The sequence below is a fragment of the Pasteurella atlantica genome, from assembly GCF_963693435.1.
GTDB classification, from domain to species: domain Bacteria; phylum Pseudomonadota; class Gammaproteobacteria; order Enterobacterales; family Pasteurellaceae; genus Phocoenobacter; species Phocoenobacter atlanticus.
The window spans coordinates 137,802-159,263 of sequence record NZ_OY856306.1; the positions used below are offsets into that span (position 1 = coordinate 137,802).

General features: G+C 33.7%; 17 protein-coding genes and 1 pseudogene. 17 read left to right on the forward strand and 1 reads right to left on the reverse strand.

What is annotated here, in order from left to right:
- The first annotated feature begins 4 nt into the window (after positions 1–4).
- The gene (trmB, locus tag U9966_RS00690; RefSeq protein WP_407675182.1) at positions 5–751 is read left to right on the forward strand and encodes a tRNA (guanosine(46)-N7)-methyltransferase TrmB; all 747 of its coding nucleotides are present in this window, start codon (positions 5–7) and stop codon (positions 749–751) included.
- A gap of 30 nt (positions 752–781) precedes the next feature.
- Here the strand turns inward: trmB and U9966_RS00695 are convergent, their stop codons facing one another.
- The gene (locus U9966_RS00695) at positions 782–1,510 is read right to left on the reverse strand and encodes a DUF4184 family protein (protein ID WP_306347772.1); all 729 of its coding nucleotides are present in this window, start codon (positions 1,508–1,510) and stop codon (positions 782–784) included.
- A 213-nt stretch (positions 1,511–1,723) separates the two neighbouring features.
- Between U9966_RS00695 and rppH the strand changes: the two are divergent.
- The 16 genes and pseudogenes from rppH to U9966_RS00775 form a co-directional block, all read left to right on the forward strand.
- Positions 1,724–2,186 (forward strand): annotated as a pseudogene (rppH, locus tag U9966_RS00700) (RNA pyrophosphohydrolase); the annotation flags it as partial.
- 94 nt (positions 2,187–2,280) lie between these two features.
- Complete coding sequence (locus tag U9966_RS00705; RefSeq protein WP_211597538.1) at positions 2,281–3,081, forward strand: sulfite exporter TauE/SafE family protein; 801 nt, start codon at positions 2,281–2,283, stop codon at positions 3,079–3,081.
- A 21-nt stretch (positions 3,082–3,102) separates the two neighbouring features.
- Positions 3,103–3,897: a prolipoprotein diacylglyceryl transferase gene (lgt, locus tag U9966_RS00710; protein WP_306347771.1), complete on the forward strand. Its 795-nt coding sequence runs from the start codon at positions 3,103–3,105 to the stop codon at positions 3,895–3,897.
- Positions 3,898–4,106: 209 nt separating this feature from the next.
- Positions 4,107–5,717, forward strand: coding sequence for a class I SAM-dependent DNA methyltransferase (locus U9966_RS00715; protein WP_306347774.1), 1,611 nt, complete (start codon positions 4,107–4,109; stop codon positions 5,715–5,717).
- 139 nt (positions 5,718–5,856) lie between these two features.
- Complete coding sequence (locus U9966_RS00720) at positions 5,857–7,257, forward strand: restriction endonuclease subunit S (protein WP_306347770.1); 1,401 nt, start codon at positions 5,857–5,859, stop codon at positions 7,255–7,257.
- Complete coding sequence (locus tag U9966_RS00725; RefSeq protein WP_306347769.1) at positions 7,254–9,005, forward strand: ATP-dependent nuclease; 1,752 nt, start codon at positions 7,254–7,256, stop codon at positions 9,003–9,005. The genes U9966_RS00720 and U9966_RS00725 overlap by 4 nt, the downstream gene beginning before the upstream one ends.
- A gap of 3 nt (positions 9,006–9,008) precedes the next feature.
- Entirely contained in the window at positions 9,009–10,373 is a 1,365-nt protein-coding gene (locus tag U9966_RS00730) for an ATP-dependent helicase (RefSeq protein ID WP_306347768.1), read from the forward strand.
- A 7-nt stretch (positions 10,374–10,380) separates the two neighbouring features.
- The gene (locus U9966_RS00735; protein WP_306347767.1) at positions 10,381–11,376 is read left to right on the forward strand and encodes a Fic family protein; all 996 of its coding nucleotides are present in this window, start codon (positions 10,381–10,383) and stop codon (positions 11,374–11,376) included.
- Between the two features lie 102 nt (positions 11,377–11,478).
- Positions 11,479–14,643, forward strand: coding sequence for a type I restriction endonuclease subunit R (locus U9966_RS00740; protein WP_306347766.1), 3,165 nt, complete (start codon positions 11,479–11,481; stop codon positions 14,641–14,643).
- A gap of 142 nt (positions 14,644–14,785) precedes the next feature.
- Positions 14,786–15,553, forward strand: a complete 768-nt coding sequence (surE, locus tag U9966_RS00745; RefSeq protein WP_211597544.1) for a 5'/3'-nucleotidase SurE — start codon at positions 14,786–14,788, stop codon at positions 15,551–15,553.
- Positions 15,554–16,138 carry a YqaA family protein gene (locus U9966_RS00750; RefSeq protein ID WP_211597545.1) on the forward strand — a complete coding sequence of 195 codons (585 nt, stop codon included), beginning with the start codon at positions 15,554–15,556 and terminating at the stop codon, positions 16,136–16,138. It begins immediately after the preceding gene.
- 14 nt (positions 16,139–16,152) lie between these two features.
- Positions 16,153–16,578, forward strand: coding sequence for a LysM peptidoglycan-binding domain-containing protein (locus U9966_RS00755; protein WP_306347765.1), 426 nt, complete (start codon positions 16,153–16,155; stop codon positions 16,576–16,578).
- Positions 16,579–16,603: 25 nt separating this feature from the next.
- Positions 16,604–17,698 carry a peptidoglycan DD-metalloendopeptidase family protein gene (locus tag U9966_RS00760; protein WP_306347764.1) on the forward strand — a complete coding sequence of 365 codons (1,095 nt, stop codon included), beginning with the start codon at positions 16,604–16,606 and terminating at the stop codon, positions 17,696–17,698.
- 93 nt (positions 17,699–17,791) lie between these two features.
- Positions 17,792–18,796, forward strand: a complete 1,005-nt coding sequence (gene truD, locus U9966_RS00765; protein WP_306347763.1) for a tRNA pseudouridine(13) synthase TruD — start codon at positions 17,792–17,794, stop codon at positions 18,794–18,796.
- A 49-nt stretch (positions 18,797–18,845) separates the two neighbouring features.
- Positions 18,846–20,996: a WG repeat-containing protein gene (locus U9966_RS00770; protein ID WP_306347762.1), complete on the forward strand. Its 2,151-nt coding sequence runs from the start codon at positions 18,846–18,848 to the stop codon at positions 20,994–20,996.
- A 115-nt stretch (positions 20,997–21,111) separates the two neighbouring features.
- Positions 21,112–21,411: a hypothetical protein gene (locus U9966_RS00775; RefSeq protein ID WP_306347761.1), complete on the forward strand. Its 300-nt coding sequence runs from the start codon at positions 21,112–21,114 to the stop codon at positions 21,409–21,411.
- The last annotated feature ends 51 nt before the right edge of the window (positions 21,412–21,462 follow it).

Genomic DNA, 21,462 nt, shown 5'->3' on the forward strand with positions numbered 1-21,462 from the left:
GATAATGACACAACAAACTTTAGCAGATAAAAAACGTAAAACAGTGGAGCAGGCTGAGTTTACTGAAGATGGACGTTATAAACGTAAAGTTCGTAGCTTCGTACTGCGTACAGGGCGAATGAGCGAATATCAACGTAACACAATGAATAATAACTGGACAACCTTTGGGCTAGATTACCAAACCACTCCCTTTGATTTTAAAACTATTTTTGGAAATGATAACCCTGTTATTTTAGAAATTGGTTTTGGAATGGGTAAATCTTTAGTTGAAATGGCAGAGCAAAATCCAGATAAAAATTATATTGGAATTGAAGTTCATACACCGGGTGTGGGGGCTTGTATTGCTTATGCGGTGGAAAAGCAAGTGAAAAACTTACGTGTGATCTGTCACGATGCAACGGAAATTTTACGAGATAGTATTTCAGATCACTCATTGGCAGGTTTACAACTCTATTTCCCTGATCCTTGGCATAAAACAAAACATCATAAACGCCGTATTGTTCAATCAGAATTTATTGTAAAAATCTTACATAAACTAACCGCTAATGGCTTTATTCATTTTGCTACGGATTGGCAAAATTATGCAGAGCATATGTTGGAAGTCTTGCAACAGTTTGAGTCAGAATTAGAAAATCAATCCCCTACTAATGATTATATTCCACGTCCAGATTTTCGCCCTTTAACCAAATTTGAAGAGCGAGGAAAAAATTTAGGGCACGGTGTATGGGATTTGTATTTTATTAAAAAATAAAAATGCCGTAAGAGAAGATCGCCTTCATCATTAAGGCGATTTTTTTATTTTCAGCTTTTCATTTAAGCACACTATTATTAATGCAACTATTCCTGATGTTATTCCACTAACGATAATATCCCCATATTGAGTCAAATTTTGCAGAAAATATATTCTTATTATAAAAATGCTGCTTGCGAATATTATCATTTTAAACCAGAAACTTAATTTAGGTTGAGTATATTGGCAGGGTGCTTGTTTCATCATTAATAAGTAACTAAATATAAATAACATCCCAACAACACTGCTCAAATGTTGTAATAATTTGAAAAAAGGAATAGTCGTGTTAGCAATAGTTTGATGAAGTTCAAAGTAATTAACCAAACAAGTATTATGATGAGTAAATAGATCCCAAAATAAGTGTGAATAAGCCCCAATAATAATAGAAAAAATAACAATAAAATAATGTCGTTTAAAGTAGCCAAACCCATCATCATTTTTAAATATGGCTAAACGACCTTGAATAAATCGAGGAGAATTTTCTATTAATGGTTTTTTTATAATGCGATGAAAAATAAGGTATAAAATAATACCTAAAGGCAAATCAAACCCTAGTACCCCATAAAATGTGTGTCCATATTCGCCATACATCTTCATTCTTAAAAAATATTCAAAATCGGGTGTTAAACTACCAATAATCAGAGCAATTAATGAGACGTGACGCCCTAAAATATTTTTTAGCGGTAGCACAATCGCAGGATGTGAAAAAGTAAATGGCATTTGATTTTATAATATGAATAATTGATACCAAAAGTGTATCAGAAAAAAAGATAATACAAAATTGTAAATTTTTGATAGGATCATACCGCTTATATTATGCTTGGAATAGCAAGGCAAGAGCATTTTAATTTTTTCTTTTGTTTCAGTTGCTCCCTAAATAAAAGTATGAAACAATCTATACCATTCAAAATTATTCAAAATAAGGCGGTCAAATTGATCGATTCTGATGGATACCGCCCAAATGTTGGTATCGTTATTTGTAATAAAAATGGACAAGTTCTATGGGCAAAGCGGTTTGGTCAAAATTCTTGGCAGTTTCCACAAGGAGGCGTAAAAGAAGGTGAAAACATTGAAACAGCAATGTACCGTGAGCTTTATGAAGAAGTTGGTTTAACAAAAAATGAGGTACGATTACTCTGGGCATCCAAATATTGGTTAAGATATAAATTACCTAAACGTTTAATTCGTAATGAAGGTACGCGTCCTGTTTGTATTGGGCAAAAACAGCGTTGGTTTTTATTACAACTGGTGGCACCAGAAAGCAAAATACGTTTAGATACAATGAAAAACCCAGAATTTGATGGATGGCAATGGGTTAGCTTTTGGTATCCCGTGCGTCAAGTCGTCTCTTTTAAGCGTGAGGTATATCGCAAAGCGATGAAAGAATTTTCCCAAATTCTAATGATAAATAATACTGAGCAAACAGATAATATCAATAATAACTACCATCCAAAACGTAATACTCACCGAAATTCGTGGAGGAAGCGTTGATGTCAGTAACACTCTTTATTGCATTTATAGTACTAGGTGCAGTATCTGGAATGTTAGCAGGGTTATTTGGTATTGGAGGCGGAATGGTTATCGTTCCTGCCTTAGTTTATTTGTTGCCTAAAATGGGGATTCCAGATCAATTGATTATGTCAATGGCTCTTGGTATCTCTTTTTCTACTATTGTAGTCAATACCTTCTCTGCTGCTCAACACCACCATAAATTTGGTAATATTGATTTTTCAGTGGCAAAATTTTTTATTCCACCTTTGATGATTATGGGCTTTTTAACAACTTCAATAGTAACAGGCTTACCCAAGCATATTATTACCAAAGCTTTTGCTATATTAATGCTTTATTTATCGATAAAAATGTTTTTATCAATAAAAAAATCCCAAAAGGTAACAAAAGAATTAACCAAATCATCAATGATAATTGCAGGGGGAACTATTGGGGTTTTAGCAAGTATTGGTGGCATTGCGGGTGGTGGTTTTACCGTCCCTTTTTTAGAAAATAGAGGGCTTCCTCTCAAAAAAGCGATTGGCACGTCCGCATTATGTGGTTGTTTGCTCGGCTTAACAGGAATGTTTAGCTTTATTTTTCACGGCTATAATGCCCCTAATTTACCTGATTATTCATTAGGTTATGTTTATTTACCCGCTTTGCTATGTATTGTCTCTATTTCATTTTTTACCTCAAAATTAGGGGCAAGATTAACGACAAAATTACCCGTAAGCATATTAAAAAAGGCATTTGCATTATTGTTAATTGGCATTGCAATTAATATGTTTTTTAAATACTAAATTTCAAATAAAAGAGCAAAAATGTACGAAAATTATTTAATTTATCCAAATATCGATCCAATTATCTTTCAAATCGGTCCTCTTGCGTTACGATGGTACGGTTTAATGTATCTTATTGGTTTTGCTTTTGCCTATTGGTTAGGTACTCGCAGAGCCAAAAAATCTAATGGCTTATGGACAGTTGAGCAAGTCGATCAATTGCTTTATAACGGATTTTTTGGTGTTATATTAGGTGGTCGAATTGGTGATGTATTCTTCTATAGCTTTGATAAACTTCTTCAAGACCCTCTTTATCTATTCCGTATTTGGGAAGGAGGAATGTCGTTTCACGGTGGTTTGATTGGGGTAATCATTGCAATGCTTTGGACAGCTCGTCGCCAAAAACATACATTTTGGGAAACCGCTGATTTTGCCGCACCACTGATCCCTTTTGGTTTAGGAATGGGGCGATTAGGTAACTTTATTAATGGTGAATTATGGGGAAGAACTACTGATGTGCCTTGGGCAATGATTTTCCCACACGTTGATTATCAACCACGCCATCCATCGCAAATTTATGAATTTTTACTCGAAGGCGTGCTGTTATTTACAATTTTAAATTTCTTTATCCGTAAACCTCGCCCGCTTGGAGCTGTATCAGGGCTATTCTTACTGTGCTATGGTATTTTCCGCTTTATCGTTGAAAATTTCAGAGAACCAGATATGAGCCTAACCCTTGATTTAGGTATCATCACGCGTGGACAAACATTGTCACTACCGATGATTGTTTTGGGAATTTTAATTATGGTTATTGCTTATAAACGCAACAAAAAATAATCCTAAAATATCACACATAAGCGGTCATTTTTTCCTGAATATTTACAAATTCTTAATAAAAAATGACCGCTTTATTTTTCTTATCAAAAAGATTAAAATTTTGCTACACATTTATTTTGAGGATAGTATAATGCAACCAGCAACCAGCAACCAGCAACCAGCAACCAGCAACCAGCAACCAGCAACCAGCAACCAGCAACCAGAACAGCATAGCTGTACAATCCTTTCTTAGCAACCTTGATAACACACTTTGGAACGCTGCCGACAAACTTCGCAATAATTTAGACGCTGCCAACTACAAACATATCGTTCTCGGTTTTATCTTCCTAAAATACGTCTCCGACACCTTTACCGCCCACCAAGCCAAACTATTAACACAATTTCAAGATCCTAATGACGAGCTTTATTTAGATCCTGAATTTTTTGATGAATCAATGCAACAAAGCGAACTCAATCAGCGTGAATATTACACCAAAGATAATATTTTCTGGGTGCCTGAAAAAGCCCGTTGGGAGACCATAAAATCCCTGTGTAACACAAATATCGGTGATGAATTACCGTGGGGAAGCAAATTTAAAGGGGTAGCGTTACTGATTGATGACGCTTTTGAAGCCATTGAACAAGAAAATCCCAAACTCAAAGGGGTATTGCAACGTATCGCCAGTTTTGGGGTGGCAGAGAACACGCTGATCGGCTTAGTTAATACCTTTTCAGATACCAACTTTACCACGCCAACCCACAATGGCGAACCGATCCACCTACACGCCAAAGATATTCTCGGACACGTTTATGAATATTTTTTAGGACAATTTGCCCTTGCGGAAGGTAAAAAAGGCGGACAATATTTCACCCCAAAATCTATCGTAACCTTAATTGTTGAAATGCTCGAACCTTATCAAGGACGCATTTACGACCCAGCAATGGGCAGTGGCGGATTTTTTGTATCAACCGATAAATTTATTCAATCCCACTCGGGCAACCGCAACGCCATTTCAATTTATGGGCAAGAATCCAACCCAACCACACGCAAATTAGCGGTAATGAATATGGCAATTCGTGGCATTGATTTTGACTTCGGCAATCGCAACGAAGACACCCTAAAAAATCCGTTACATATTGATAAAAAAATGGATTTCATAATGGCAAATCCACCTTTTAATATCAAAGAATGGTGGAGCGAAAGTTTGGCGGACGATCCACGCTGGAAATTTGGCACACCGCCAGAAAGCAACGCCAACTTTGCGTGGCTTCAACATATGATTTACCACCTATCCGAAAAAGGCAAAATGGCACTACTACTCGCCAACGGCTCAATGAGTAGCCAAACCAACAACGAGGGGGAAATCCGCAAAAATATCATTAACTCTGATTTGATTGATTGTATGGTTGCCTTACCGGGGCAACTGTTCACCAACACCCAAATTCCAGCCTGTATCTGGTTTTTAAACAAAAATAAAACCCGCAAAGGCGAAGTGCTGTTTATTGACGCTCGCAATATCGGTTATATGAAAGACCGTGTACTACGAGATTTTTCTGATGACGATATCCAAAAAATCGCCGACACCTATCACAAATGGCAACAATCCACCGATTATGAAGATATCGCAGGCTTTTGCAAATCTACCACATTAAACGACATTGCCGACAATAATTTTGTACTTACCGCAGGACGTTATGTTGGAGCGGAAGAAATCGAAGATGACGGCATACCTTTTGCAGAAAAAATGCAAAATCTGACCGCTTGCTTGCGTAAACAATTTGCCCAAGGACAAGAGTTAGAACAACAAATCGAACAAAACTTAAAAAGTTTAGGGTTTTAAATATTTTGAAATATTATCGAAATGTAGGGGCGGATTGAGTGAGCAAAGCGAACGGAATATCCGCCCGTTATTGAATAATAAACAGGACGATAAGCGATTAAAAAATAATGAAAATTTACGAAAATGAAGGATTTATGATATGAGTAATTGGACAACTTATAAACTATGTGAAATAGGAAATATATATACAGGGAAAACACCACCATCTAAAATTAGTAATGCTTTCTCAGATAATGGAGTTCCGTTTATTACCCCAAAAGATATGGATGGAAGAAGGGAAATTTATTCAACTGAACGGTTTTTAACACTAGAAGGTATTCAATCAGTTGCTAGATATATAATGCCTAAAAATAGTATTGCTGTTTCTTGTATTGGCTCTGATATGGGAAAAACAATAATTATTCCTTGTAAAGCTGTAACAAATCAGCAAATAAATACAATTATTGTTAATGAAAAATTTAATCATAAATATATTTATTATATTTTATCTACTAAACAAAATGAGTTTAAAAGTATAGCTAGTGGTTCAGCGACCCCTATTTTAAATAAAAAATATTTTGGCGAATATGAAGTTTCTATACCGAATAAAGATTATCAAGATTGGGTTGTAAATATTCTTGATAAGCTAGACCAAAAAATCCAACTCAACACCGAAACCAACCAAACCCTAGAAAATATCGCACAAGCAATATTCAAAAGCTGGTTTATTGATTTTGACCCTGTACACACCAAAGCAAACGCACTCGCAAACGGCGACGATATCCAAACCGCCAACCGTAAAGCGATGATGACCCTATCAGGCAAAACAGACACCGAGCTTACCGAAATGGCACAACAATCCCCCACCGAATACGCCCAACTACACCAAACCGCCCAAGCCTTCCCAAGTGAATTTGGCGAAAATGGGTTGCCGTTAGGGTGGGAGATGAAACCTTTTGGAAACCTATTAGATAAAACGATTGGTGGAGATTGGGGAAAAGAAATACCTGATGAAAAACATACAGAAAAAGTTGCTATATTTAGAGGAACTGATTTACCAAAAGTTTATGAGGGAGCAATAAATGATGTGCCTATTCGATATGTTGAAAATAAAAAATTACAGGCAAGAAGATTACAGCACGGAGATATAGTTATTGAAGTTTCAGGTGGAAGTAAAAATCAACCAACAGGTCGTTCATTATTAATTACAGAAAAATTATTATCACAATTTGAAATACCGATAGTACCTGCTAGTTTTTGTCGTTTGTTTAGACCCCAAACAGTGGAATTAGGTTATTTATCATCTATTCATTTGCAAAATATCTATAAAGAAGGAAAAACGTGGGAATATCAAAATCAAAGTACAGGAATTAGTAATTTTCAAACTAAAATATTTCTAGAAAAAGAACTTGTTACTATTCCCCCAAATGAAATTTTAGAAAAATTTCATAATATTATTGTTTCAATTTTAGATAAAAGATATAGTACAGAAAACAAACTCTTACAAGAAATAAGAGATATATTATTACCTAAATTAGTGAGTGGAGAGATTGAGGTATGAAGTTAAAAAAATTAATAATAAAAAATTTTCGTAATTTTGAAGATTGCTCTATAGATTTATCAAATAAAAATTTGATCTTTGGAATGAATGATGTTGGTAAAAGTAATTTAATTTATGCATTAAGAGTTTTGTTTGAACAAAAAATTAGAAATACCAATTTACAAGTTACCGATTTTCATAAACAAAATACAAATAATAATATTGAAATATCATGTTTATTTGATATATCTGATGATTCAGAGTATAGCCAACTTCTTATTGCTAAAGCTGAATCTGCTTCCATATCTGATGATAAGTTATTTAAAATTTCATTATTAGCAGAATGGAATAATGGAGAACCAATTATTGATTTACAATGGGGAACAGAAACTGAACCAATGATAAATATTCCATCAAGAGGTGTTAGTCGAAGTCTTTTAGATGATATTTTTCATTGTATATTTATACCTTCACAGAATAATATTAACTCAAGTTTTAAAAACTTTAAAAAAGAATTATTATCTACACATGAAGCAACAAGTTCAGATAAACAAATTCTAAAGAGTATATCGAATGCTAATCAGGATATTAATACTGAGATTTCTACTCTCTCTAGTGTTCAAAAAATGGAGGAGGGGATTAACGAAGTACTTTCATTATTCGATCAAGATTACCAAGTAAAAATATCACCCAATCATACTTTTGGAGATTTGCATAATAACCTTGAACTATACATGCGTGATAATAATAGCTCAGATGTTTATCCAACATCAGGAGATGGTCGTGTTAGAAAAGTAATGTATGCTCTTATTAACTACTTATTACAAAATGGAAAAGATTCACAAAGGAAAATTCCAATTTTATTGATCGAAGAACCTGAAAATCACTTATTTTTATCTGCTCAGATTGAACTATCAAAAACAATTTTTAGTGAAGAATTTTCTCTTTTTTTATTTTTAACAACTCATTCTCCACAATTATTTTTTAGAATTAGTGATGATGCTAATTTAATTAGATTACATAAAGAAAATAATGATATTAGCACGAAATCAGAATATCTAATTGTTCCTGATGAATATAAAAAATCAAAGAATATATTATTAGAAAACTTAGCTCAGTGTTTATTTGTAGATAAAGTTTTACTTGTTGAGGGAGAATCTGAAAAACTTTTATTTGAATGGGTACTTGATAGTTTAGGAAAAGATAGGCAAAGAATTCTTATTCAACCTATTTTAGGTGTTCATTTTGAGAAGTATGTAAAAATACTAGTTGGTTTAGGCATTAAAGTATTAATAAAAACAGATAATGATATTAAAAGAAATCGAAAATCTAAAAATAGTGATGTAATAACATATAGTCCAATAGGATATAATCGATGTATTAATATTCTTAATATTATAAGCGATAATCCAATAGAAAAGATTGATTCAGATGAAAAAGAACCTGAAGAACTTAGACATTATATTCGTAAATGTTATTCAAATGAGATTAAAATTTTAAAAAATAAAGGAATTTATCTGTCAGAAGTAGATTTAGAAAATGATTTAGCTGATAGTTTAGAATTAAGTAATAAGAATAAATTTATAGAATGGCTTCAAGAAAAAAAATGGCAGAATATGTGGAGTTTTATAAACTTAAATCACAATGAAATTAAAGAAGAAATATATACTGAGTTAAAGCTCATAAATGATTCAGGCAATGATATTGCTCAAAAAATTTATGATAGTGAGGCTTTCATTTGCTTAAAAGCACTGAATAATGAGGTATAAATAATGTTTAAGTTAACTGATGAACAAAATGCTATTATTAACCCTGAAAAATGGAGTTCAGCAATAATTGTTGCTAAAGCAGGCTCAGGAAAGACAACAACAATTATTCAAAGAGCTATTAATCAATCAGAGGTAATAATAGATTGGAAAAGTATTGCAATTATTAGTTTTACCAATAAAAGTGTTGAAGATATTAGAAAAAAACTAAAATTTTCAAATGCTAAAAATATTATCTCTATGACTTTTCACTCTTTTTTAATGCATCATATTCTTTCATTTAGACCATTATTTAGAAATAAAAATATATCTTTTGATTTTGATAGAAAAGTATCTAATTTAAAAGAGTGGGTTAATTATGTTAATACTAATAATAAAATACCTGTATCAAAAGATCCTAAAAAAGATTATTTATTAGAAGGTGCATTATTGGCTCTTAAACAATATCCTTATATACAAAAATATTTAAAGTACAAATTTACTGCAATATATATTGATGAGGCACAAGATAATAATAAACTACAATATGATATTGTTAAAATATTACTTGATTTAGACATTCAAGTTGTACTAGTTGGAGATGAAAATCAAACTATTTACCAGTTTAGAGGAGCAAGTGCAGATGCTTTTTTAAAAATGAAAGAGCATCCTAAATTTCAAGATAATATTTACCACTTAACTAAAAATTTTAGATGTCATGAATTAATTGATTTTTGTGCGAATAGTTATACGGTTCCTACAGAACAAAATACAGATGAGAATAAGAATGGAATATATGCTTGTAAACAAACTGAACTAACTAAAATAGTTAGTTATTTTGAAAGAAAAAAAGAAGGTATATGTTTTTTATTTAGAGGAATTAAGGGACAAAATAATGAGAGTAATAGACAAATAATTAATAATTATGGATTACCAATTATTACATTACCTGATATTATCGTCAAAAGTAACAACCCACAACCATTAACTTTACTATTTCATATGTTCTTTGGCTCTTTTAAAGAAGAGTTAGATTTTATAGAGTATGTATTTCCCAATTTACCAAATCAGCAGGCAAAGAAAATAATAAAAGACTTAAAATATACTCCTAGTGCAGAAACTTTAACTCAATTAAATAAATATGCACTGATATATGAAGAAAAAGATTTTGATGAAATTCTGAATGTATTTCAGAATGATGAGGCTCGACAGTTTTATACTTTAGATTCTATAAAAAACTTTGCGATGACGATTCATTCTGCAAAAGGCTTAGAATTTAAAAATGTAATTGTTATGTCTAGAGATTTTAATAATTTAAATTATGACAATAGCAAAGAATTATTTTATGTTGCTTGTACTAGAGCTAAAGAAAAATTAATTTTTATAAACTGATTATACTATGCAAAAACCCCCTTTTGAAATAACCAACATTGCCCTTAATCTCGCAATCCAAATATCCGAGAAAATCGGACGTTTGCAGGCAGATTATGATAAGCAGTTGCATTTGCGAAAAAATAACCGCTTACGCTCAATTCAAGCGTCACTGGCGATTGAAAATAACTCAATGAGCCTTGAACAAGTTACCGATATTATCAATGGTAAACGTGTTTTAGGCGAGCCGAAAGACATTCAAGAAGTGAAAAATGCCTATGAGGCGTATGAAAAAATATTGCGTTTCTCGCCTTACTCAGTGAAAGATTTTCTTACTGCTCATCGTTTAATGACACAAGGTTTGATCAAAGATGCAGGAAAATTCCGTTTGGGCGATGTGGGGATTTTTAACCATAAAGGGGACGTTATTCATATGGGGGCAAGACCTGAATTTGTCCCTAAATTAGTAAAAGATTTATTTGCTTGGGCAAAAAATGATGATACGCCTGCGTTAATTAAAAGTTGCGTAATCCATTATGAATTAGAACTTATCCACCCTTTTGCAGACGGCAATGGGCGAATGGGACGCTTGTGGCAAAATGTGTTATTGAGCCAAAGTAACCCTGTGTTTGCGTGGCTACCGATTGAAACGATCGTGTATGAACATCAAGATGAATATTATGCAACATTAAGACAAGCCGATAAAACAAGCAGTGCAACAGTATTCATTGAATTTATGCTTTCTATCATTTTGAAAACCATTCAGTCTTACCCTGAAAAACAAATGAGCGATATAGTGAGCGATATAATGAGCGATAAATTTTCACTTCCTGAAAAAGAGGCTTACTCAAAAATTATTCATTATTTAGAAAGCAATACAACGATCAGCAACCAACAAGCTCAACAGTTATTGAAAAAATCCGCCCCAACTGTAAGACGTTATTTGAATAAATTTGTGCTTAATGATTTGTTAAATGCAAGGGGGGAGAATAAAGCGAGGGTGTATTTTAAAAGTGAGATATAAAAACCACACCGATACAAAATCCCCATTTTCTATTGGTGTTGATTGTTTTTTATTAAACAAGCGGTCAATTCCCCACAAAAATTTACAAAAACAGGACAGATTATGAAACTAAACACACCGATAAATGAAGATCTTATTGAGCAAATGGCGATTAAACAATTAAAAATGCTCGGTTGGGGGTATCAATATGGTAAGGATATTCCGATTGATGAGCAGTTATCCATTGACGGTGCGTGGCGTTCTCGTGGGTCGCAGGTGGTATTTAAGCCGTTGTTGAAGCAAGCGTTGCTACGTTTAAATTCGGATATTCCTGAGCCTGTGATTGAAGAAGTGGTGCAGAAAATTTGCTTTTCCGATAGTAGTGATTTAGCGTTACAAAATCAGATGGCTTATGGCTGGCTGCGTAATGGGGTGGCGGTGAGCTATCAAAAAGAGGGCGAGCAAATCAGTGATGTGGTGCGTTTGATTGATTTTCAAGATGTAGCGAATAATGATTTTTTAGTGGTCAATCAATTAACTATTGCGGGGCGAAAAGGCAATCGCCGTCCTGATGTCATCGCTTATATTAACGGCTTGCCGATTGTGGTGTTTGAGTTGAAAAATCCTCTTATCGAAGAAGCGGATATTAGCAAGGCATATTCTCAGTTACAAACCTATAAAGATGAAATTACGGATCTGTTTATTTTTAATCAGGTTTTGGTGATCTCGGATCACACCCAAGCACGAGTAGGATCGGTTACGGCGGATTTTGATCGTTTTACACCGTGGCGAGTGGTGGACGAAAAGCAGAACAGTGTGCGAGTACAGTTTGAAAATGAATTAGAAAGTTTGCTCAATGGTTTATTCTCGCCTGAGATTTTGTTGGATTATATCCAAAATTTTACGGTGTTTGAGAAGAATGAAAAAGGAAAAATCATCAAAAAAATCGCCGCTTATCATCAATATTATGGGGTGAATGAGGCAGTGCAATCCACTGAAATTGCGATCAAGGGGAATAAAAAAATCGGTGTGGTGTGGCATACCCAAGGCAGTGGCAAATCTTTATCAATGCTGTTTTATACGGGCAAAGTGTTATCTCAAAAAGTGTTAGGTAATCCGACCATTGTGGTGGTCACAGATCGTAATGATCTTGATGGTCAATTATTTAAAACCTTTGACGAAGGGAAGGCGATTTTAAAACAAACACCGATCCAAGCTAAAAATAGCGAGGAATTACGTCTAGAACTTGCCAAACGAGAAGCGGGCGGTGTGATTTTTACCACTATTCAAAAATTTGGGTTAAGCGATGAAGAAGAAAGCCACCCTGTTTTAAATTCTCGCTCGAATATTATTGTGATTACCGATGAAGCCCATCGCTCGCAATATGGCTTTAATCAAAAAATTAACGCACAAGGGCAATATCGTGCAGGCTTTGCCAAACATTTACGCAGTGCCTTGCCGAATGCGTCTTTTTTAGGTTTTACAGGGACGCCGATTGAAATGGAAGATCGTGATACGCAAGAAGTTTTTGGAAAATATGTGTCGATTTATGATTTTCAAGACGCGGTGGAAGACGGTGCGACAGTACCGATTATTTATGAGGCACGTCAAATCAGTTTAAATGAAAGCAACGAGTTTGATCGCTTGATGAGAGAGGCAAGGGATTTGCTTGATGATGAGGATAGTCCTGAATTTCGCTTGCGTGAAAAACTGATGGGGACGGACGAGCGTTTGGATAAATTAGCGAATGATTTTATTCATCATTTTTCAGAGCGTAATGCAGTCTTTGAGGGTAAGGCAATGTTAGTGGCGATGAGCCGTGATATTTGTGTAAAACTTTATCAAAAAATAACCGCTTTACGCCCTGAATGGCACAGTGAAGATGTTAATCAAGGGGCGATTAAAATTGTAATGACCAGTAATGCCAGTGATCCACAGGCGTGGCAGATCCATAATCAAGATAAGAAAGTGTTAGAAAAACGCTTTAAAGATCCTGATGATCCGTTAAAAGTGGTGATTGTGCGTGATATGTGGCTCACAGGATTTGACGCACCTTGTTGCCATACAATGTATATAGACAAGCCGATGAAAGGGCATAATTTAATGCAGGCGATCGCAAGGGTAAACCGTGTGTTTCGTAATAAAAGCCGTGAGAATGGTGGATTGATCGTGGATTATGTAGGGCTGACGGAAGAATTGCGAGAAGCAACCGCAAATTATACTAATGCAAACGGCAAAGGCTCGGTTAAGCAGGATATTGACGCTATTTTTGACAAAATGTGTGAGTATATTTCTATTATTCGTGGGCAATTTGCAAGCGTGGTGGACGGTAAAAAATTCAGCCTTGATGATGTGTTAAAAATCACAAATCCACCGCAATTATTGACGGAAATTCTAAATGGTGCAAACCATATTGTTGGGTTAGATCGTGTTAATTCATCGCCAAATGATCCAAATAAAAAAGAGGCAACACCACGCAAAAAAGCCTTTTTAGAGGCGGTACGATTAGCCAAAAAAGGGCTTTCTTTATGCGGTGCATTGCCCCAAGCCACACCTTATAAACAAGAACTTGCGTTTTATGACGCTGTGCGAGCAACCATTATCAAAAACAGTGCCACTAAAGATCCGAAAACAGGTAAAAATGAACAGCAATTAAAATTAGTCTCCTTGATCAACCAAGCGGTTACTTCTGATGGTGTGGTGGATCTTTTTGATTTACTCGAACAAGAACGTCCAAATATCAACTTGTTATCCGATGAGTTTTTAGATGTGATCCGCCAAAGCCCGACCAAAGATTTGTGGACGTCTGCGATTGAGCGTTATTTGAAATCTAAAATCAATGAATTGAGCGGTGCGAATTTAACTACTAAAGCGGATTTTGAGCAACGTTTAAAAGAAGCGATGAATCAATATCACAACCATAATTTATCGGTGTTAAATATAATTGAAGAACTGATCGGCTTGGCGAAAGAATTTGATGAACAAAGCAAACGTGGGCAAAAATTAGGATTAAGCGAGGCAGAATTAGCTTTTTATGACGCCCTTGCTAAAAATGACAGTGCCAAAGAGCTAATGGGTGATTTAACCTTAATCAAACTGGCACGAGAAATTACCGATAAACTACGAAAATCCGCTACCATCGACTGGCAATATAAAGAAGGCGTAAAAGCCAAAATGCGAATTTTAGTGCGTCGAATGCTGATGATTTATAAATATCCCCCAGATAAACAGGAGGACGCAATTAAATATGTATTAGAACAGGCAGAGGCGATTGCGGAGATGCTTTAATCATATAACATTATTGCTCCTTGTATAAAAGTATGAAACAATCTATACATATTAGTTTTTAAGTTGATGACTGCTTTAACAAAATAAAACAAGCGGTAAGATCTTAACAAAAATTTACAAATTTTATTAATAAGGAACGTAAATGAAAATTTTAATCAGTAATGATGATGGTATCCATGCGAAGGGTATCAATGTATTAGCAGAAACCTTACGTGATGCAGGACATAATGTAACAATAATCGCACCAGATAGAAATAGAAGTGCAGCATCAAGTTGTTTAACCTTAGTTGATCCATTGCGAGTAAAAAAACTCTCTGAACAGAATTATACTGTTGTCGCAGGTACACCAGCAGATTGTGTACACTTAGCATTAAATGGTTTTTTTGAAGAAGAATTTGATTTGGTTGTCTCTGGGATTAATCACGGTGCTAATTTAGGTGATGATGTAATTTATTCAGGAACAGTTGCCGCTGCCCTTGAAGGTCGTCATTTACCATTACCTTCGATTGCGGTTTCTCTAGTAGAAAAAAATGATTCAACTTATCTTGTATCAGGCGAGCATTATTTTGAAACTGCGGCTAAAGTGGTTCTTGATTTACTGCAAAAAATACAAGTCAATCTTCTTCCGAATAAACAAATTTTGAATGTAAATGTTCCAAATGTTCCTTATTCAAAATTAGCAGGTATCGAAATTACTCGCTGTGGAAATCGTCTTGCTGATGCAAAAGTGATTAAAGAAAAAGATCCGAGAGATGCAACTGTTTATTGGATTGGACCAAGTGGTACTCCGAGTGATAATGGAGAAGGAACAGACTTTTTTGCTGTCAAACAAAATAAGGTATCTATCACACCAATCCAAGCAGATATGACGGCTTATCAATCTATTTTAGCGTTAAAAGAAAAATTTTAAATGAAACTATTTGGCACAATTTATGATAAGGTAATGGAATGGTCATCACACCGTTTGGCGTGGCTATGGTTAAGTCTTGTCAGTTTTATTGAGGCAATATTTTTCCCTATTCCACCTGATGTAATGCTTATTCCAATGTCGATGAGTCAGCCTAAATTAGCAACTCGTTATGCAATTTATACCACGATCGCCTCTGTAATGGGGGGAATGATCGGTTATGGCATTGGATTTTATGCCTTTGATTGGGTAAAAGACATTATTTTTGGTTGGGGTTATCAAGCTCAATTTGATAAAACACTCACTTGGTTTGAACAATGGGGCATTTTAGTTGTCTTTTTAGCAGGGTTCTCACCAATTCCGTATAAAATATTTACGATTTGTGCAGGTGTAATGCAAATGTTGTTTTTACCTTTTGTATTAACAGCGACAATCTCTCGTTTTCTACGTTTTTTGTTAGTAGCAAGATTATCAGCGTGGGGGGGAGAAAAATATGCACATAAAATTCGAAAATCTATTGAAATTATAGGCTGGGCGGTTGTATTATTCGTCGTCATCGTTTATTCTTTCTACCAATTTTTTAAATAAAAGGTACAAATACAATGAAAAAATCATTTTTATTATTTCCGATTATGGCACTGACTTTGACCGCTTGTACAACGTATGCTCCAACAATTGAAGATGATATTCCACCGCCGGCAGAAGTTGGAACAGTAAGTGGCGGTTGGCAGAATACTGACACCATTGAGCAACCCGTTCCTCCAGTATATCAACAAGAAATACCTGTTAGTCGTCCCGTATCTCAAGTGAATAATACTTTTAATATTCCAAGAGATGCCAATGGTAAACCTGATTATAGTCAAATTGCTAAAGGTTCTTATACTGGAGACGCTTACACAGTTCAAAAGGGTGATACTTTATTCTTTGTTTCTTATTTAGCAGGAAAAGATAAAGAAGAAATCGCACGTTTAAATAATTTAACTTATCCATACACTTTATCAATTGGACAAGTCTTAATGCTTAAATAATAAATACAAAATAGAGATTGATGTAATGAAAAAACTTGTTTTATTTTTTCCACTCACGATGATTGCATTGACAGCTTGTAGCTCTAATCGAGCAGCACCTGTTGAATATGCTTCTGGTTCAGGACGCAATATACAGCTTCCACCACCAGTAAATGTAGTTAATCACAATGTAAGACTTCAACGTGCAAAAATGCCGTCTTCTATGAATACCGCATCAAAACCTATTCAGAAAGAGATTTTAAAACCATCGGCTATATCTACAAAAAAAGTAGTAAAAAAAATAACCCGAAAAATAAAAGTGAAAGAGAAGGAAATTGAGAGAAAAATAAAAATCCCTCGTGATAGTACAACACATAAACCAATTTATAGCCAAATTGATAAAGGCTCTTATGATGGCAATGTGTATACTGTTCGTAAAGGTGATACTCTGTTTCTTATCGCCTATATAGCAGGTAAAGATGTAAAAGAAGTCGCTAAATTGAATGGATTAAAAGAGCCTTACTCATTAAGTATTGGTCAAAAAATTAAACTTTCTAGTGGTTATACCGAAAAAGTAGTGACTAAAAAAGTGGTAGTTGAAAAACCTGTAAAACAAGAACCTAATGTTACTTATACACAAGCCGCTAATGGTACTGCTTATGGTTCAGATGGAACAGTCAAAGGACCAATAAAAGCAACCACAAATACAGCAACACCAACACAAATAAAAGTCTCAAATAGTCACTCACTACCTGTTGCTGACACTGAATCCATAAAATGGCATTGGCCAACAGCTGGACGTGTTATTTCTTCTTTTTCTTCAGTAGATGGGGGAAATAAAGGAATTGATCTTACTGGTTCCAAAGGGCAAGCCGTTAAAGCAGCAGCGAAAGGTCGAGTAGTTTATGCCGGTAATGCACTACAAGGTTATGGCAACCTAATAATTATCAAGCATAGTGATAATTACTTAAGTGCTTATGCACATAATGATGAAATTTTAGTGGATGAAAACGATACTGTAAAATTAGGACAACGTATTGCAACAATGGGTAATACAGGTACTAACACCACAAAATTACACTTTGAAATTCGTTATAAAGGTAAGTCAGTTAATCCAATAGGATATTTACCTAGACGTTAATTTGTAAATTATTGATGAGATCTTACCGCTTGCACTTTCTAGTGTTAGCGGTATTTTCATATTAGAAAATCATAAAAAATTAAGGATTAAAAAATGAATTTAGCCTATCTAAATGGTGAACCCAAACAAGCGGGTCGATTAAAAGCAGAATTTGCAGATTTTATTGTGAGAGAAGAATTGGGTTACGATCTTGCTAATGAAGGAGAATTTGTTGCGGTTAAAGTGCGTAAAACCAATGCCAACACCTTATTTGTAGGGGAAAAATTAGCAAAATTTGCGGGTATTTCTGCAAAAAATATGAGTTATGCTGGCTTAAAAGATCGCAATGCCATCACAGAACAATGGTTTTGTTTACACTTAGCAGGTAAGGAAACACCAGATTTTAGCCAGTTTTCAGAAGAAGGTGTCGAGATTTTAGAGGTGACTCGCCATAATCGTAAAATTCGTGTGGGGGCGTTAGTGGGTAATCATTTTGAGCTTTTATTAAGAGAGGTAAAACAAACGGATGATTTAGAACAACGCTTAACCCAAATTCAAGCGGTTGGATTTCCTAACTATTTTACCGAACAACGCTTCGGACGAGATGGCAATAATTTAATTCAAGCTCAACGTTGGGCGAATGGTGAAATTAAGGTGAAAGATCGTAAAAAACGCAGTTTTTATCTTTCAGCCGCACGTAGTGATATATTCAATCAAGTGGTTTCAGCTCGTATTCAAGAAAACCTTATTTCACGAGTTGTAAATAATGATTTACTACAACTTGCAGGCTCAAATAGTTTCTTTCAAGCGACAGAAAATGAGTTAGCAGAATTACAACAACGTTTAACAGATAATGATTTATTGCTGACTGCTCCACTGATCGGGGAAGATTCCTTAGACAAATCAGCCCCACAACCTGAGCAACAAATTATTGCACAACACCAATCTTTTATTGAATTGATGAAAGAGGTAAGAATGAAAGCCGCTCGCCGAGCAATGTTGTGTAAACCACAAAACTTTGAATGGCTATTTATTGATGAAGGACTAAAATTAAACTTCTTTTTAGAATCAGGGAGTTATGCAACTGCGTTAGTGAGAGAGTTGGTTCTAACGGATTAACGAGTTGATTATGCAGTCATTTATATTTTAAAAATATCAGGAGCTAATAATGAAAACATTAATAACTTGCATATTTGTACTATCAAATTTTTTGATCAGTTATGCAAATGCACAAGAAAACCCATTAATGGATAAAGTTAATAGTGAAATCTTAAAGTTAGAAATGATGATTGATATTTCTAATATGCAGTTTGAAGTTGCGCCAATACAGGGTAAAAAATCTTTTTCTGTAAATGATGCGCCTACTTTTATAGATTTAAAAAGAAAAGTAAGTATTGATAAAAATAAAATTCAGCATTTCTTTGACGCTCTTGATGTTTATTCTAAAATATATTATCCCTACAATATCATTATTTTGAAACCTCATTTGTATGATTTAGTGAAAGTGATTAATAAAGATAATTCTTATTGGAGTCGTAATTACAATAATATCCCTATTTTTAAAGCAATATCTGTGGAATATCTTGATGGTAGTCATAAAAATATTGAAACTTTGGTGCTATCAAAAAGTTCGGTTGAGAAAAAATATATGGTTACTGACAAAGATAATGGTAAAGAATATTCCTACTCAAAAACTGACAATGCGACTGAAATTGAAAAAATTGTATTAAACAGCAGTTTTGCTGAAAAAAACTTTGTGTTAGAAAATCCAAAACCAATTAAATCAATAAAATTTACTATTGATTTTCCATTAGAAAATGTAGAAACAAAAACATTATCAGAAAAAAATAAAATCATTCATACTGAATTTGGTGATATTAAATTAATACAGATGGTAAATAACAAAGTGGTGCTTGAATATCCACAAACATTAAGTAAATTAATTAAGATTAGAGGTATTTATAAAGATGGAAGGATCTTAAGAGACAGAAGTGCTTCTTCACATACCGTGTTATCTGAAAAACAACAACAGTTTGTTCATCAGTATTTAGAGATGCTAAAAGAGGCAAAAAAACAGATCATTAATAAGACGATTAAAACGGAAAAATTATTACAACAATATATTAATAAACACACACCAATACAAGCACCTTTAAAATTAAAAATACGTAAAAGTCTTACATTTAGTGGGGAGTTGAATGAAATTGATGTGCTGATTTCAAAAGAAATGAAGATAGAAAAATTTACGAGCACTTATAAAATCAAACCCTTAGCGAATAAAAATCATCATCTAATTGCGATTGATTTTAACACAGGAAAGCAAGGCATTCTCAATAGCAAGGGTAAATGGGTGGTTAAGCCAACCTTTATAAGACTTTTTCATAAAATAGCCAATATTTATTGTGGAAAAATGACTGAAAATTCAGATATAGCTTATTTTTATCTTAATCCTAAAACTTCAAAAATGGAAAAATTGCCTTATTTTATCCCTTTTAATACTTATTATAATGATAAAAAATATGTACAAATTGCAGGTTCTGATATTAGCAATGATAAACGAGGTTTGTTAGATATAACAAATATGAAAGTGTTATTAAGTCCTACTGTAAGAGATTTAGATGTTAATAAATATTTTTATGTTGAAACAATAAAGGAATCTTCTAATAAGATCACTAATTTATATCGTTTTTCTGATAATAAGAAAATCTTAAGTTTCGGTCAAAATGAATATAGTAGAATCGAATTAGCTGATGACAGAATAATTTTAAAGAAATTAATACCTACTGCTATAAGTAATGCATATTCAACAAAATATTATCTCTTAGATCAGAATGGGAAAAGACTTAATAAAATGACTATCAAAGATATTGAGTCTTGGTCAATGAAATTTCATAATGGTTATTTACTGGTTAAAGACAAAAATGATAAGTTTATGTTTATAGATAAAAATGCTAAAAAAGCACCTTTTGATGTTTCAAAATACAAAGATGTTGAGCCATTTAGAGAAGGTTACGCAAGAATTTGTAAGAAGTTTAATAAAGAGTGTGGCTTTATCAATACAAAGGGAAAGCTTGTGATACCAATAAAATATGGTTGGGGAGATAGAACGTTTTATAAAGGTTATACAAGAGTAGCTTTACTAAATGGACAAAATTTATTTTTAATTAATCAAAAAGGGGAAAAAGTCGCTGACTTTCCAAAATTCACAGAGTATGAACAAGGAAGGAGAAATACAAAAGATGATAATAAAACATATTGGTTTGATAACCGAGTTTTTAATTATAAAGGTGAAGAAACAACGGAAAGAGACAGTCAGTAAAGAGATTATTTATCAATGATAGCGGTAAGATGATCACAACTTTTTGCAAATATTTTAATAAAATAAAAATTTCTACCTTTATCAATATTGCTTTAAACTTTTAGGAGGAAACAGAATGAGAAGAAAATGTGGTGTAATCAGTTTGTTCTTTTTAATAGGAGCTATCACATTCATTTTTTATAAAGATAAAAATAATTTAGAAAATTCTGTATGGAAATATTGTGGTAATGGAAAGGGACATATTGCAGGTGTACTTGACTTTAGAAAGCAAAACTATTTTATTATAAAGAATAACGGTATTTATGTTAAAGAGACTTTAATTGGTATGATTGATAGAGTTGAATATTACTATATAGAACGTAGGTTATTTGTTGAGAGTCTCGCAGGAGATATAGGTAGATATTGTGAAAGATAAGTTGATTGGAATTAAATAAATTACATAACATGAGACAAAAAAGATCTTAAT

Coding starts and splice junctions, on each gene's coding strand:
- truD (WP_306347763.1), top strand. CDS start 17,792: ATGAATTTAGCCTATCTAAATGGTGAACCCAAACAAGCGGGTCGATTA.
- U9966_RS00760 (WP_306347764.1), top strand. CDS start 16,604: ATGAAAAAACTTGTTTTATTTTTTCCACTCACGATGATTGCATTGACA.
- U9966_RS00740 (WP_306347766.1), top strand. CDS start 11,479: ATGAAACTAAACACACCGATAAATGAAGATCTTATTGAGCAAATGGCG.
- U9966_RS00770 (WP_306347762.1), top strand. CDS start 18,846: ATGAAAACATTAATAACTTGCATATTTGTACTATCAAATTTTTTGATC.
- U9966_RS00705 (WP_211597538.1), top strand. CDS start 2,281: ATGTCAGTAACACTCTTTATTGCATTTATAGTACTAGGTGCAGTATCT.
- U9966_RS00735 (WP_306347767.1), top strand. CDS start 10,381: ATGCAAAAACCCCCTTTTGAAATAACCAACATTGCCCTTAATCTCGCA.
- lgt (WP_306347771.1), top strand. CDS start 3,103: ATGTACGAAAATTATTTAATTTATCCAAATATCGATCCAATTATCTTT.
- U9966_RS00755 (WP_306347765.1), top strand. CDS start 16,153: ATGAAAAAATCATTTTTATTATTTCCGATTATGGCACTGACTTTGACC.
- U9966_RS00720 (WP_306347770.1), top strand. CDS start 5,857: ATGAGTAATTGGACAACTTATAAACTATGTGAAATAGGAAATATATAT.
- trmB (WP_407675182.1), top strand. CDS start 5: ATGACACAACAAACTTTAGCAGATAAAAAACGTAAAACAGTGGAGCAG.
- U9966_RS00730 (WP_306347768.1), top strand. CDS start 9,009: ATGTTTAAGTTAACTGATGAACAAAATGCTATTATTAACCCTGAAAAA.
- U9966_RS00695 (WP_306347772.1), bottom strand. CDS start 1,510: ATGCCATTTACTTTTTCACATCCTGCGATTGTGCTACCGCTAAAAAAT.
- surE (WP_211597544.1), top strand. CDS start 14,786: ATGAAAATTTTAATCAGTAATGATGATGGTATCCATGCGAAGGGTATC.
- U9966_RS00725 (WP_306347769.1), top strand. CDS start 7,254: ATGAAGTTAAAAAAATTAATAATAAAAAATTTTCGTAATTTTGAAGAT.
- U9966_RS00775 (WP_306347761.1), top strand. CDS start 21,112: ATGAGAAGAAAATGTGGTGTAATCAGTTTGTTCTTTTTAATAGGAGCT.
- U9966_RS00750 (WP_211597545.1), top strand. CDS start 15,554: ATGAAACTATTTGGCACAATTTATGATAAGGTAATGGAATGGTCATCA.